The following is a 13441-nucleotide window of genomic DNA, read 5'->3' as shown; positions in this document are numbered from 1 at the left end:
AAAGATTTCCCGAGACGCGAGCGAGTAAGAGTGCAATAATTGGTACAGTGTACTGATCAGCGATACAAGAGGCAATCCAGTGACCACGACAGACAACGACCGCACCGGCATTCAGGTGATCTCCCGCGCTGCGGCCATCCTGCGCTGCCTGGAGAACGAACCAGCGGGCCTGAGCCTGGGCGCCATCGCCAAGCGCATCGAGCTGCCGCGCTCCACCGTGCAGCGCCTGGTGGACGCCCTGGCGCTGGAGCAGCTGCTGGAAGTGCGCGGCGCCGGCGGCGTGTGCCTGGGCCCGGCGCTGATGCGCCTGGCCACTCACAGCCACGTGGACATTTCGCAGCTGGCGCGGCCGTTCATGGAAGACTTGTCGCGGCTGACCGGCGAGACCGCGGTGCTGCTGCACGCCAGTGGCGCCGACCTGCTGTTGCTGCATTCGGTGGTCTCGGCGAGCGAGCTGCGGGTGTCGCCGGGCACCGGCAACTTCCTGCGCATGCACGCGTCATCCGGCGGCAAGGTGCTGTTGGCACGCAAGAGCGACGAGGCGGTGCGCGAGCTGCTGCAAGGGCAGATGGAGCAGCTGACCCCGGCCACCCTCGACCTTGAGCAACTGCTGGCGCAACTGCCGCAGATTCGCGCCGAGGGCTTCGCCTACGACCGCCAGGAGCATGTGCAGGGCGTGGGCGGCATCGCCACTTTGCTGGACACGCCCCAGGGCAACTACGCCATGACCGTGGTGGGCCCAGCGTGGCGCATCGAGCAGCACCAGGCGCGTATTCGCGAAGCGCTGGGGCGCGTGCGTGACGAACTGAGCAACGCGCTGCACAGCAAGGGCTGAATTATTGCAAGTTCGGCAACAGTGCTTGTCAGCCCTTGAGGTTTATTCCCGCTGGGGAAGTTGTATTCTATATATGTCCCCGCTGAAACATGAAACAGCGGTGACAGGTACTTCGTGTTACGCAATGAGTTCAAAATATTGTGTAACAACTTCTTCCAGCCCCAACCCGGCAAATGAAGTCAATCAGCGTGATTGCTTTAAAGGCCCTTTACCATGAAAACTCTTGTGATTGCCGCACTGGTCGCGTTCTCGACTGTTGCCGGCGCTGCCACTTTGCCTGCTGCCAGCAATAACAGTGTGCAGGAATATACCTACGGTACCCACCTGGATATCGCCAAGGTGGTGAGCATGACTTCGATTCCCGACGTGTGCGAAGTGGTACCGGCGAAGATGACTTACCTGGACCACCAGGGCGAACGCCACACCATCGAATACCGGGTGATGGGCAACGGTTGCGAGAACAACTGATGCCTGGCCTCCGAGCCCTCGCGCAGTGAGCGGGGGCAGCGGGCCGTGACGTGGCCATGCCCAGTGTAGTAAGGTCCACGCCAATTATTGCCCGCGGAGTGTTCGCTTGAAATCCCTTCCCTTGAAACCGCTGTATGTGGCTGGCCTGCTGACGCCTTTCTGGCTGGCAGTTGCCTTGCTGATCCTGGGCAGCCTGTACCCGGACTACAGCCAGTTTGAACAGTCCATGAGTGTATTGGGTGCGGTGGATGCGCCGACACACTTTATTGCGCCGATCATTAATAACTTTCCGCTTGGTTTGTTATTCATTTTGTTTGGGGTTGGTGTTTACAAGACATTTCCACAATCGGCGTGGGGCCGTGTCAGCGGCCTGTTGATTGTGCTGCATGGCCTGGCCAGTTTTGTCACCGGTGACTTTGCCTGTGATGCCGGGTGCAGCCTTGACGATCCGTCGGCCGCCCAGCAGGTTCACCATATTGCCGGCCTGGTCATGGCCTGGAGCCTGATCGCTGCCGGCGCCATCTGGGTGCGCCTGGGCCTGCGCCTGGAAGGCTTCCGTGGCCTGGCGTTCCTTTCCATGGCATTCACCCTGGTGGCACTGGTGACCCTGCCTATGGTGGCCATTTCGGCGAAGAACCTCGTGGGGCACGGCCTGTACGAGCGGGTGAACACCTTCGCCTCGACCATCTGGACCGCCATTTTCGCGGTCGTCCTGCTACGCCGCAAAGCGTAGTCGTAGCAGCAGCCGCAGGCCGCGTCCATGGCACCGCAGTGGTGCGGGACGCGGCCTGCGGCTGCTGCTACAGGGTGTCCAGGGCTTGGGTGATGTCGTGTTCCAGGTCCTCGACGTCTTCGATTCCCACGCTCAAGCGCACCAATCCTTCTGTCACCCCATATTGCCGCCGAATGTCCTCGGCCACCGCGCTGTGGGTGGTGGAGGCGGGGTGGCAGGCCAGCGAGTCGGTGTCGCCCAGCGACACTGCCTGGGTCACCAGGGTCAGGCTGTCGAGGAAGGTGCGCGCGGCGGCCTTGCCGCCCTTCAGCTCGAAGGCCATCAACGCGCCGAAGCGGCTCATCTGCCGCCGGGCCACGGCGTGGCCGGGGTGGCTTTCCAGGCCAGGGTAGAACACCGTGGTCACGGCCGGGTGGGCGTCCAGTAGCCGGGCGATGCGCTCGGCGCTCAGCGAGGCGGCTTCCACCCGCAGCGGCAAGGTCTTCAGGCCGCGGATCAGCAATGACGCCTCGAAGGGGCTCAGGCAACCGCCGAACTGCTTCAGGCCCACGCCGCGAATCTTCTCCACCAGCGCCCGGCTGGCCACCACCACGCCGCCGGTGGCATCGCCATGGCCGCCGATGAACTTGGTTGCGGAATGCACCACCACGTCGATGCCCAGGCTCAGCGGCTGGGTCAGGCAGGGGGTGGCGAAGGTGTTGTCGGCCACCGTGACGATGCCGTGGGCGCGGGCGATGCGTGCGGCCTGCGCCAGGTCGACGATGCCGAGCATGGGGTTGTCCGGGGTTTCGGCGAAGATCAACCGGGTCTTGGGCGTGATCGCCGCTTCCAGCTGGGCCACCGTGGCCACGTGCAGGGAACGCACGCCAAAGCGCGGCAGCAGGTTACGCATCACCCCTTCGGTGCCGCCGTACAGGGTGCCGACGTGGATCAGTTCGTCGCCGCTGGACACCAGGGCCAGCACGCTGGCGCAGATGGCCGCCATGCCGCTGGCGAAGGCCACGGCGCTTTCGCCACCCTCCAGTGCGGCCATCTTGCCCTCCAGTGCGGCCATCTTGCCCTCCAGCGCGGCCACCGTCGGGTTGGCGAAGCGGCTGTAGATGAACCCCGGGCTCTCGCCGCTGAAGCGTTGTTCGCCGGTGTCGAAGTCGCCATAGGAATAGGCCGAGGCGGTGCTGATCGGCGTGGCGACGGCGCCGGTGCTCGGGTCGGGCGTTTGCCCGGCGTGGACGGCGAGGGTGCGGATCCCCAGGGTGCGCGCGGTGTCCTTGGCCATGTCTGGCTCCTTCAAGACGTTGTCCTGTCAGAGAGTAGACCGCGCGGCGTGGTATTCGTCCGTCAGCGCTGCCAGCAGTTCGGCGGCGGGCAGGGCGCGCGCCCTGGCGGCACCGGTGCCGGCCCAGTGCGCAGCGAACTCCGGCGAGCCTGCCTTGGCGGCGGCTTCGATCAGCTTCTTGCCCGCGTTGTAGGCAATGCCGAAGCCGGGCACGGGCGGATGGCCCGGCGCGCCCACCTCGAGCATGAAGCGGTTGACGATGCCCCGTGCCGGCCGCCCGGAAATCACCCGGGTGAACGCCGTGCGCCCGGCCCGGGCGCTGCCGAGCATCTGCCGGTAGGCCGGGTTGGCGGCGGATTCGGGGCACAGCACGAACGCGGTGCCCAGTTGCGCCGCCACCGCGCCCAGGGCCAGCACCTCGGCGATGTCGGCGCCATCCATCAGGCCGCCAGCGGCGATGATCGGGATGTGCAGGTGCTCGCGGAACAGGCGCACCAGGTCACGGGTGCCCAGTTCCTCGTCTGCGCCATGCTCGTCGAAGATGCCGCGATGGCCCCCGGCCTCGGCGCCCTGGGCCACCACCGCGTCGATCCCGGCGGCTTGCACCCGCAACGCTTCTTCCAAGGACGTGGCGCTGGCCAGTAGCACGATGCCGGCCTGCTTCAACGCGTCGATGCGCGCCTGCGGTGGCAGGCCCAGGTGCAGGCTGACGATGGGCGGGCGTTCTTCCAGCAGCACCTGCAATTGCGCTTCGTCGTCGTACAGGCTGCTGTAGATGTCATGCAGCGCTGCAGGTGCCTGGGCGCCGAATTCGGCGAAGAACGGCTGCAGGTGCGCGAGCCAGGCGCCTTCCACTGCGCTGTCGGGCGTCGATGGCCGGTTGCAGAACACGTTGATGTTGAAGGGCTGGTCGGTCAGTGCGCGCAGTTGGCGGATCATTGTGCGGCCTGCCTCGGCATCCACCGCGGCAATGGAAATGGACCCCAGCCCGCCGGCATTGCTGACCTGCGCCGCCAGCTGCGGCGTGGCCGTGCCGGCCATGGGTGCCTGGATGATGGGGGTGCGAATACCCAACAGCGTGCGTGCGTCCGTCATGATGCGGCCCTCCAGTGGTGTGTGCATGCCAGCATCCTAGAAGCCGCGCCGTTATTTATAAACCCGCTCGCGCCACTAACTGACATGAACCCTGGGAATATCACCTGTGGGAGCTGGCTTGCCAGCGAGCTGTTGGGGCCCGAAAAGCTCGCTGGCAAGCCAGCTCCCACAGCGCAATTTTGTCCAATACCGGGGCGCAGGGTTCTGGCTCAATGGCGGCTTCTTTCACCTGCCTTGTGGACACGTTACATGCAGTTCTCCAGCGGTTTCCTGTTAAGCCTTTCCCTGTGCCTGGACATTGGCGTGGCCAATATCGCGATGATCACCCTGGCCATGCAGCGTGGCTACCTGCAAGGCTTCTGGCTGGGCCTGGGCACCTGTTTCGGCGACCTGGCCTACGCGATCCTGGCGCTGGTGGGCATGACCGTGCTGCTGCAGTACAGCTGGGTGCGCTGGGGCTTGTGGGCGGGCGGCTCGCTGCTGCTGGTGTATTTCGCGGTGAAGATGCTGCTCAGCGCGTGGCGACATGACAGCGCTTTGCAGGCCAACGATCTAGCCACCGCCCGCTCGGGGTTTAAGGAGTTTGCCCGGGGCATCTTCCTGGCCATGTCCTCGCCCAGCGCCATCCTCTGGTTCGCGGCGGTAGGCGGCACGCTGATTTCCCGTTCGGGCGGCGGCGGGCTGCTGAGCGCCGGGCAGTTCCTGGCGGGGTTCTTCTGCGCCGGCGTGCTGTGGTGCGTGGCGATCTGCACGGCGGCCAGCCAGGGCGGCAAGCTGCTGGGGGACAAGCTGCTGCGCTATTCCTACCTGGCCTCCGCAGGGATTTTCGCCTGGTTCGCAGCCTATGTGATCGGCTCGGGTTACCAGGAGTTCATCCTTGGCCAGGCGGCGGTTTAAATAGTCCGCACGCCGCTGGCACAGGTGTTATACCTATTAGAACCATCCACCCAACAGGGGAGTGCATAGCATGAAAGGCATGGATTCGAAAAAAGCGGCGAAAAAAAAACCAACCCGTACCGCTGAAGAGAAACGCGCTGAAAAACGCGCGAAGAAGTCGAACATTTTCGGCCACTGATCCCCCTGTAGCCGCTGCCGCCAGGCTGCGCTGGCCCTTTGCCCCGCTGGAGATCTTCGGTGTGGAGACAGGCCAGCGCAGCCTGCGGCAGCGGCTACAGGCGGCTTGTCTTGAAGGCCTGGGCATAGGCCTGCGGCGTCACGCCCATCACCTTGCGAAACGCATTGATGAAGTGGCTCTGATCGTAAAACCCCAACTCACCCACTATCTGCAGTGAATGCTGCTGGCGCCGCAGGCGTTTGCGCGCTTCCAGCAGGCGCAGTTGCATCTGGTACTGCAGGGGCCCCAGCCCGGTCTGTTTCTTGAAGCAGCGCACGAAGTGGTACTTGCTCAGGCCGGCCACGCCGGCCAGCACTTCCAGGTCCACCTTCTCCCCCAGGTTATCCTGCAGGTATTCCAGGCTGCGCAGCACGCTGGCATGCTGTTCGCCGGCCTTGCCGGGGCCTGGCTGCAGCCACTGGCACAGCAGGTGGATGAAGGCTTCTTCCTGCTCGGCACGGTGGGCGCCGGGGGTGCGGGCGAAGTCGAGGATGGCCCGTTGCAGCCCGGCGTGGTGAAACACGCCCTGTTCGAAGCTGCTGCCGGCCAGGTTGTTGTCGCGCACCACCTGTTCCACCGCCTCGGGTGCCAGGTGCAGGCTGATGTATTCCACGCCCTGCGGGCTGAACTGCGAGGCCTGCATGGCCTGCGGGTTGTACAGGGTGATGGCGCCGGCGGGGGCTTCCAGGGCGCGGCCGTCGAGCCAGATGTGCTCGACGCCGGTGAGGTTGGTGCCCAGCACGTATTCGTCGTGGGTGTGGCGGGGGAAGCTGGCGGCCTCGGCGCGAACCCAGCAGGCTTCGACCACGGCGCCGGCGTGCCAGTCTTCGGTGATCAGGTTCATGCCGACTTTTCCGGGGCGCGGGAGGTCTGAACGTTAACGCAAGGGGGAATTGGCCCGCAAGCGGGGGATTCGTGGAGGGCTGTGACGCGGCCTCGCGGCCGCTGCTACAGTGTTTGCACACTCAGGATGCGAGGTATTCATGACAGGCATTGAACCCACCGGTATCGAACCGGTGCGCTACGAGCAGGGCCGGGCGATGATCATCGCCGGCCTGTCCGACCGCTTCACCCAGGACACCACCAGCGGCATCGAGGCGCTGTGGCGCGAGTTCGTGCCGTTCCTGGGCAAGGTGCCCGGCCAGTTGGGCCATGAAAGCTACGGCGTGTGCTGCAACCCCGACGGGTCGGGCGGCTTCGAATACATCGCTGGGGTGGAGGTGGAAACCGAGCGGGAACTGCCGCAGGACTTCCGCTGGATCAAGCTGGCGCCCCAGCGCTACGCGGTGTTCGAGCACCAGGGGCATATATCCGGGCTGGGCCAGACCTTCCAGGCCATCTGGCAGTTGTGGCTGCCCAACTCAGGCCTGGAAGCGGCCGATGCGCCCGAGTTCGAGCGCTACAGCGATGACTACGAGCCGGCCACGGGCAATGGCCGGCTGGAAATCTGGCTGCCGGTCAAGGACTGACCGGCAGTGGCGCTCACTGCCCGGCGGTGAGCGCGCGGCGGCAATCGTGGAACATGTCCAGGCCCGACTGGTACACGCCGGTCTGGATCTGGAACATGCCCAGCACCGAGTGGAAGATGTTGTCGTGGCTCAGGTCGCCCTCGTCCTGCTTGGCTTTCAGGCAGGCGCGGTCGATGCCTTCCTGGGCCAGGGTGTCCTTGCCGAACCACATCACCATGGGCACGTGGATCTGGGTTTCCGGGGCAATGCTGTACGGCGCGGCGTGCAGGTACATGCCGTTCTCGCCCAGCGACTCACCGTGGTCCGACACGTAGATCATCGAGGTGTCGTACTTGTCCTGGTTCTGCTTGAGCAGGTCGATGACCTTGGACAGGAAGAAGTCAGTGTACAGAATGGTGTTGTCGTACACGTTCACCAGCTCATCGTGGGTGCAACTACCCAGCTGGTTGGTGCGGCACACCGGCTGGAACGCTTCCTTGTCCTTCGGGTAGCGGTCGTAGTATTCCGGGCCGTGGCTGCCGTCGGCGTGCAGAACGATGATGGCGTTGTCCTTCAGGCCGTCGATGTAGTCCTGCAGGCCCACCAGCAGCGACTCATCCAGGCAGTTGGTGCCGTCGCAGAACGGGCTCTTCTGGTCCTTGGGAATGTCGTGGTTGGGGATGCGCAGGCAGGTGCCCTTGCAGTCGCTGTTGTTATCCAGCCACACGGTCTGCACGCCGGCACGTTGCAGGATGTCCAGCAGCCCCTCGTAGGTCTTGCCCTTCTTGTCGCTGTAGTCGCTGCGCGGGAACATCGAGAACATGCACGGCACCGACACCGCGGTGGAGGTGCCGCACGAGTGCACGCGGGTGAAGTTGAGGATGTCCTGCTTCTTCAGTTCCGGGTTGGTCTCGCGCTCGTAGCCGTTGAGCGAGAAATGGTCGGCGCGGGCGGTTTCACCGACCACGAAGATCATCAGGTTCTTCTTCGGCTGGGCCTTGGCCGCCGCGCTCATCACCGCATCGGTGCCCACTTGCTGCACCACCACGTTCTCTTTCACCGAGTAGCGCGACTTCGCCAGCTTGGTCACCGCGTAGATGTAGTTGCTGGGGTTGATGAAGTGGGTGAGCTTGTCCGGCTGGCGGAAAATAGGCCCGTAGGTGGAATAGAACGCCCCCACCGACACCGCGACCACCAACAGGCAGGCCACGGCCACCAGCACCTTGTTCAGCAGGCCGGGGAAGAACCGGCGGTATTGCACCGGCAGCCACCACACCAGCACCGAGGGGATGACGCCGAGCACCAGCAGGTAGCCGAACATTTTCGGGCTCAGCAGCGCCTTGGCTTCAGCCGGGTTGGTCTCGATGACGTTCTGGATCATCACCGTGTCGATGGCGATGCCGTAGTCGTTCATGAAGTACGCCGCTGCCGCCGAGGCCAGCGCCACGATGGTGATCACCGGCTTGAGCAGCGGGCGGAACGACACCAGGGTCAGCAGCAGGGTGAAGGTGGCCCACAGGAACAGCCCGAAGGACAGGTAGAAGCCCACGCGCTTGGGGCCTTCCAGGGTAATCAGGTTGGCCAGTGCCTCCCAGGTCGCCAGGTTGTAGAACAGCACCATGGCCAATGAAAACAACAATACCAGCCGTGTTGAACTGATCTGAAACCGTCTGCCCTGACTTGCCACCATCTTCACTGCTCCTCGCCTTTTGCCGTGCTGTTACAAAACGTGTGCCCATGCGGGCGGGAAAATCTAGCCGTCGAACCGTCAAAAAAACGTGAATATGCGTGCTGATTCAGCTGCGGTTCAACGCTGCTCTTGTTTTGGCGATGATCGCACGGGCTTGGGTCTTACTAGCGGGAATATTATTCCTAATTGCGCTTTCGCCCTTTGACGGGTTTGCCGCCATAGTGGCGTTTCCGGGTGTAAACGCCCGCCGACGAAGGAGAATAATAAAATGAGCCTTCACCCTCTGGACACGCCGCCGGCTGAATTCGAACTGTCCATCACCCGCCTGATCAATGCGCCGCCCAGCGTGGTGTTTCGCGCCTGGGTAGAGCCCGACCTGCTGTGCCAATGGTGGGGGCCCCACGGCATGACCACGCCGGTGTGCGAGATGCAGCTGTGGGTGGGCGGACTGTTCCGCACCGTGATGCGCGCCCCGGACGGCACTGAATACCCCAGCGAAGGCGTGTTCCTGGACATCCACGCACCCCACCGCCTGGTGTTCACCGACGCCTTCAAGCCTGGCTGGGTGCCCTCGGCGCGGGCGTTCATGACCGCGGTCATCAGCCTGGAGGACATCGACGGCAAGACCCGCTACACCGCTCGCGCCCTGCACTGGAGCGCGGCCGACCGCGAGGCCCACGAGCAGATGGGCTTTCACGATGGTTGGGGGCAGAGCCTGGACCGCATGGTGGAGGTGGTGTCGCGCCTGGTCTAGACCGGCATGCGGAAGCTGAACAGGGTGCCGGCCGCAGCGCTGGAGTGCACCTGCATCTGGCCACCGTGGGCCAGGGCAATCTGGTTGGCGATGTACAGGCCCAGGCCCAGGCCGCTTTGCGGCGAGCCGCTGGCCCGGCGTGAAAACGGTTGGAACAACTGGGCCATGATGGCCGCGTCGATCGGCGTGCCGTGGTTGTGCACGCTGAGCACGAAGTGCTGCTCGCGCAGCTCGGCGCTGACCGTGACCACGGCGTCTTCGGCGCCGTGGTAGATGGCGTTGGCCACCAGGTTCGACAGCAACTGCGCCACCCGGTCGCGGTCGCAGCGCACGTCCAGGGCCTGCTCGATGCGCAGGTCGATCCGGCGCTGCGGGTGCACCCGCTGCACCTCATTCACCACATGAGCCAAGGCCTGGGCCAGGTCCGGCCGCTGCTCGAGCTTCACGGTGATGCCGTTGCCCAGGCGCCCGCGGGCGAAGTCCAGCACGTCTTCCACCAACTGCGCGGCGCGCTGGCCGGCGGTGAGGATGTGCTGGATGATGCCGCGGCTTTTTTCATCCTGGGTCTTGCGCAACAGCAGCTCGGCACCTGCGCCGATGGCGAACAGCGGGTTGCGCAGGTCGTGGCCGAGCACGGCGATGAACTGGTCGCGAAAATCGCCGATTTCCCGCTCATGAGTCAGCGCCGCCTCGGTCTGCTGGTGGCTGTCATCGTTTTCCATCTGCAACGCCACCACTCGGGCGAAGGACTCCATCATGGCCTGGATGGGGCTTTGCCGCAGGTTGGCCGGGCGCGGGTCGAGGGCGCAAATCGTGCCGAAAAAGCTGCCGTCGGTGCGGAACAGCGGCACCGAGATGTAGCTCTCAAATTGGTACAGGCGCGGAGTGTGGTGGTCACAGTACTGCGGGTCGGCGCTGGCCTGGTCGATGACGATGGCCTGGTGGTTGCTGTGGATCTCGTGGCACAGGGTGGTGGTCAGGTCCAGATCACCGCCCACGCCCAGGCCAAAGCCCAGGTCGTCGCGCACTGCGCACGCGGTCCAGTGGCTGTCGGTAACCCGCGCCACGGCGGCGAAGCGCAGGCCGGTGCTCTCGCAGATCACCTGCAGGATGGCGGGCACGGCCTTGATGCGGCCGATGGTGGCGATGTCGGCAGCAAGAGTATTCGCCATGGCGGTTCCACTGATAGATGAGCAAAAACTCAGGAAGCGCTGAATTTCCCAAAGTCTGGCCGGCAAGTCGAGCGATTTTCACCGTAGCAGCGGCTGCAGGCCGCGTCACAGACGGCGCGGTGTGCCAGGTGTGGCGCCGACGCGGCCTGGCGGCCGCTGCTACGGTCAGGGAAGTTCGGGTACCCGTGGGGTCCTGCTAGGCAGGGCGCCGATGCCCAGCAGCGCCGTTAGCGCCTGCCGGTCGATGGGCCGGCTCATGAAGTAACCCTGCACTTCGTGGCACTGGTCGTTGCACAGCGTCTGCAGCTGCTGCTCGTTTTCCACGCCCTCGGCGGTCACCGTCAGGCCCATGGCCTTGCCCAGGCTGATGATCGCCTGCACCACTGCACGGTCGCTGTCGGTGCTTTCCAGGGCGGCGATGAAGCGCTTGTCGATTTTCAGGCTGTCGAAGGGGTAGGTGCGCAGGTAACCCAGGGAGGAATAGCCGGTGCCGAAGTCGTCCATGTTCAGCTTCACGCCCAGCTCCTTGAGGGCGGTCAGGGTGCCCAGGGCGTTCTCGATGTCGTGCATCATCACGTTTTCGGTCACCTCCAGCTCCAGGCGGTGGGCCGGTAGCTGGGTCTGCACCAGGGCGTCGCGCACCTCGCGCACCACGTCGCTGCGGGCGAACTGCGCCGGCGACAGGTTCACCGACACCATCAGCGGCGCCGGCCAGTGGCGGGCGGCATCGCAGGCTTCGCGCAGCACCCAGCGGCCGATCTGCACGATCAACCCGGTTTCCTCCGCCAGGCCAATAAAGGTGTCGGGGGCCAGCAGGCCGTGCACCGGGTGCTGCCAGCGCACCAGCGCTTCCACCGAGACGATCTCCATGCCGCACAGGCGGTAGCGGGGCTGGTAGTGCAGCACGAACTCCTGGTTTTTCACCGCCAGGCGCAGGTCCTGTTCCAGTTGGCGGCGGTGCTGGATGCGCTCGCGCATGTGCGCGGAGAAATAGCGCCAGGTGTTCTTGCCGTCGGCCTTGGCCTGGTACAGGGCAATGTCGGCGCAGCGGATCAGCTCGTCCGGGTCCAGGCCCTGCTGCGCCGATTGCGCGATGCCCAGGCTGGCGCCCACGTGCAGCGGCTGCTGCTGGTAGTCGATGGGCTGGTGCAGGCTGTCGACCAGGCGGGCGCAGAAACGATCGATTTCCTGGTGCGTGCTCATGCCGTTCAGCACTAGCACGAACTCGTCACCGCCCAGGCGCACCACCAGGTCGCGCTCGCGGGTGCAGTCGCGCAGGCGCGCGGCCACCTCCAGCAGCACGGCGTCCCCGGCCAGGTGGCCAAAGGCGTCGTTGATGGGCTTGAAGCTGTCCAGGTCCAGCACCAGCAGGGTCACTAGCAGCGGGCCGGGCTGGCTGCGCAGCTGGTCGAAGTAGCCTGCCAGCTGGTTGCGGTTGGCCAGGCCCGTGAGCGGGTCGTGCATTGACAGGTGCTGGATCTGCGCGTGGGCCGCTACCTCGTCGGTGATGTCGCTGGCGGTGCCGCGGTAGCCGACAACCTGGTGGTCGCTGATGATGGCGCGGGCGGCCAGCCGGCAATAGCGCAACTGGCCGCCGTGGTCGCGGTAGGCGCAGCGCAGGCTGGTGGCTGCGGGGCTGTCGTCGAGGCTGTGCAACCAGCCTTGCAGGGGCGTGGTCTCGCACTGCAGCAGCTGGTCGACGGCGCGATGCACCCAGTCCTGGCTGGTGTAGCCGGTGACGGCGGCGAAGCGTGCGGACAGATAGTTGATGCGGCAGTGCTGGTCGGTTTCCCAGATCCAGTCCGAGGCGGCTTCGGCCACGGCGCGGAAACGCTCTTCGCTGGCTTCCAGGGCGCGGTTGGTGCGGTGCAGCCGGGTGTAGCCGTCCTCGATCTGGCGGGCGGTGCGCAGGGCGTAGCGGAAGAACCAGGCCATCAGCAGGGCCAGCACCACGAAGGCGGCCACCAGGGTGGGGAGCACCTGCCACAGCAGCTGGTTGCCGGGCCGTGGCGCGGTCCAGGTCAGGTCGTAGCCGGTGTCGCCCAGGGCCAGCCGGGGCTGGTCGAGTGCACCGGTGGCGTGGCTCTGGATCGACAGGCCCTGCAGGCCATAGCTGTCACCCAGGGGACGCAATTTGGCCGGGGTCAGCAGGTCGGCGAACAGCAGCACCGAGGTGTCGGCGGGGGCCGGCTGTGGGCTGTCGTCGTCGGGCAGGATGGGCGAGGCGCTGAGCAGGGCAGGCCAGCCGTTGAACATCACCACGGCGCTGACGGCCGGCGCACCGGGCACGGCGGCCTGGGCCTGTTGAATAAGGTCGTGCAGTGGCGTGGCGATGAAGTCCTTGATGGCCGCGTTGCTCAGCTGGCCCTGGTACAGGGCGTACTTGGTGCCGCGGCTGTCCACCACGAACACGCCGTCGTAGCCATGCTGGCCAAACAGCGCCGGGCCCAGGTTGCGTTCGCCAAACGCCCATTGCCGGTCGACCGGGCCATTGAGGTGCTGGAAGGCGGTGTTCCACACGGCCAGGCTGCTGACCAGGTTGGCCGAGTTGGCCTGGCGGGTGTCCAGGGCCTTTTGTGCGTAGAAGGTCGACTTCTGCTGCTGGTCGGCATTCAAGCCGTTGGCGATTTCAATCAACATGCCCATGGCCGCCAGCAAGGTCAGCGCGAACAGGCACGCCACAATGGCCAGCAGCTTACGGGTAAACACCTGGTGTCGCGGCGCTGCGAGTGTGCTGTCCATGGATCAGGCGCATCCTTGTGGCACATGCCGGGGCGAGGGCGCACAGCATGAAGACGTCCTGATCTATAGAAGCAGCTGGATCCAGATTTGTTCCTGCCGATCGTCCGATTGTCG

At 65.1% G+C, this 13441-nt stretch carries 12 protein-coding genes; 6 read left to right on the top strand and 6 right to left on the bottom strand.

Going from position 1 to position 13441, the window contains the following annotated elements; genetic code table 11:
• Nucleotides 1-79: 79 nt before the first annotated feature.
• The 3 genes from RAM80_RS11150 to RAM80_RS11140 all read left to right on the top strand — a co-directional run bounded on the left by RAM80_RS11150 (nt 80) and on the right by RAM80_RS11140 (nt 2036).
• Nucleotides 80-835, top strand: coding sequence for an IclR family transcriptional regulator (locus tag RAM80_RS11150; protein WP_416426479.1), 756 nt, complete (start codon nt 80-82; stop codon nt 833-835).
• A gap of 213 nt (nt 836-1048) precedes the next feature.
• Entirely contained in the window at nt 1049-1303 is a 255-nt protein-coding gene (locus RAM80_RS11145) for a DUF2790 domain-containing protein (RefSeq protein ID WP_416426477.1), read from the top strand.
• Nucleotides 1304-1409: 106 nt separating this feature from the next.
• Complete coding sequence (locus RAM80_RS11140; protein WP_416426475.1) at nt 1410-2036, top strand: DUF998 domain-containing protein; 627 nt, start codon at nt 1410-1412, stop codon at nt 2034-2036.
• Nucleotides 2037-2103: 67 nt separating this feature from the next.
• On the opposite strand, the gene RAM80_RS11135 is transcribed toward RAM80_RS11140, so the two are convergent.
• Together RAM80_RS11135 and RAM80_RS11130 are read right to left on the bottom strand one after the other, a co-directional pair.
• The gene (locus tag RAM80_RS11135) at nt 2104-3312 is read right to left on the bottom strand and encodes a trans-sulfuration enzyme family protein (RefSeq protein ID WP_416426473.1); all 1209 of its coding nucleotides are present in this window, start codon (nt 3310-3312) and stop codon (nt 2104-2106) included.
• Between the two features lie 27 nt (nt 3313-3339).
• Nucleotides 3340-4407 carry an NAD(P)H-dependent flavin oxidoreductase gene (locus tag RAM80_RS11130; protein ID WP_416427456.1) on the bottom strand — a complete coding sequence of 356 codons (1068 nt, stop codon included), beginning with the start codon at nt 4405-4407 and terminating at the stop codon, nt 3340-3342.
• 249 nt (nt 4408-4656) lie between these two features.
• Between RAM80_RS11130 and RAM80_RS11125 the strand changes: the two genes are divergently transcribed.
• On the top strand, nt 4657-5304 hold the full coding sequence (locus RAM80_RS11125) for a LysE family translocator (RefSeq protein ID WP_416426472.1): 648 nt from the start codon (nt 4657-4659) through the stop codon (nt 5302-5304).
• 272 nt (nt 5305-5576) lie between these two features.
• Here the strand turns inward: RAM80_RS11125 and RAM80_RS11120 are convergent, their stop codons facing one another.
• Nucleotides 5577-6365, bottom strand: a complete 789-nt coding sequence (locus tag RAM80_RS11120) for a helix-turn-helix domain-containing protein (protein ID WP_416426471.1) — start codon at nt 6363-6365, stop codon at nt 5577-5579.
• Nucleotides 6366-6504: 139 nt separating this feature from the next.
• Between RAM80_RS11120 and RAM80_RS11115 the strand changes: the two genes are divergently transcribed.
• A complete protein-coding gene (locus tag RAM80_RS11115) occupies nt 6505-6990 on the top strand; it encodes a GyrI-like domain-containing protein (RefSeq protein ID WP_416426470.1) in 486 nt (161 codons plus the stop codon).
• A 13-nt stretch (nt 6991-7003) separates the two neighbouring features.
• On the opposite strand, the gene RAM80_RS11110 is transcribed toward RAM80_RS11115, so the two are convergent.
• The gene (locus RAM80_RS11110) at nt 7004-8659 is read right to left on the bottom strand and encodes a phosphoethanolamine transferase (protein ID WP_416426469.1); all 1656 of its coding nucleotides are present in this window, start codon (nt 8657-8659) and stop codon (nt 7004-7006) included.
• Nucleotides 8660-8927: 268 nt separating this feature from the next.
• Here RAM80_RS11110 and RAM80_RS11105 point away from each other — a divergent pair, with 268 nt between their 5' ends.
• Nucleotides 8928-9413: an SRPBCC family protein gene (locus tag RAM80_RS11105; RefSeq protein WP_416426467.1), complete on the top strand. Its 486-nt coding sequence runs from the start codon at nt 8928-8930 to the stop codon at nt 9411-9413.
• Here RAM80_RS11105 and RAM80_RS11100 read toward each other — a convergent pair.
• A complete protein-coding gene (locus RAM80_RS11100) occupies nt 9410-10585 on the bottom strand; it encodes an ATP-binding protein (RefSeq protein WP_416426466.1) in 1176 nt (391 codons plus the stop codon). The genes RAM80_RS11105 and RAM80_RS11100 overlap by 4 nt on opposite strands.
• A 165-nt stretch (nt 10586-10750) precedes the next feature.
• A complete protein-coding gene (locus RAM80_RS11095; RefSeq protein WP_416426465.1) occupies nt 10751-13327 on the bottom strand; it encodes an EAL domain-containing protein in 2577 nt (858 codons plus the stop codon).
• Nucleotides 13328-13441 lie beyond the last annotated feature (114 nt).

It is taken from the genome of Pseudomonas sp. App30 (genome assembly GCF_047947025.1).
Taxonomy (GTDB): Bacteria; Pseudomonadota; Gammaproteobacteria; order Pseudomonadales; family Pseudomonadaceae; genus Aquipseudomonas.
This window is presented reverse-complemented; position numbering and strand designations above follow the sequence as displayed.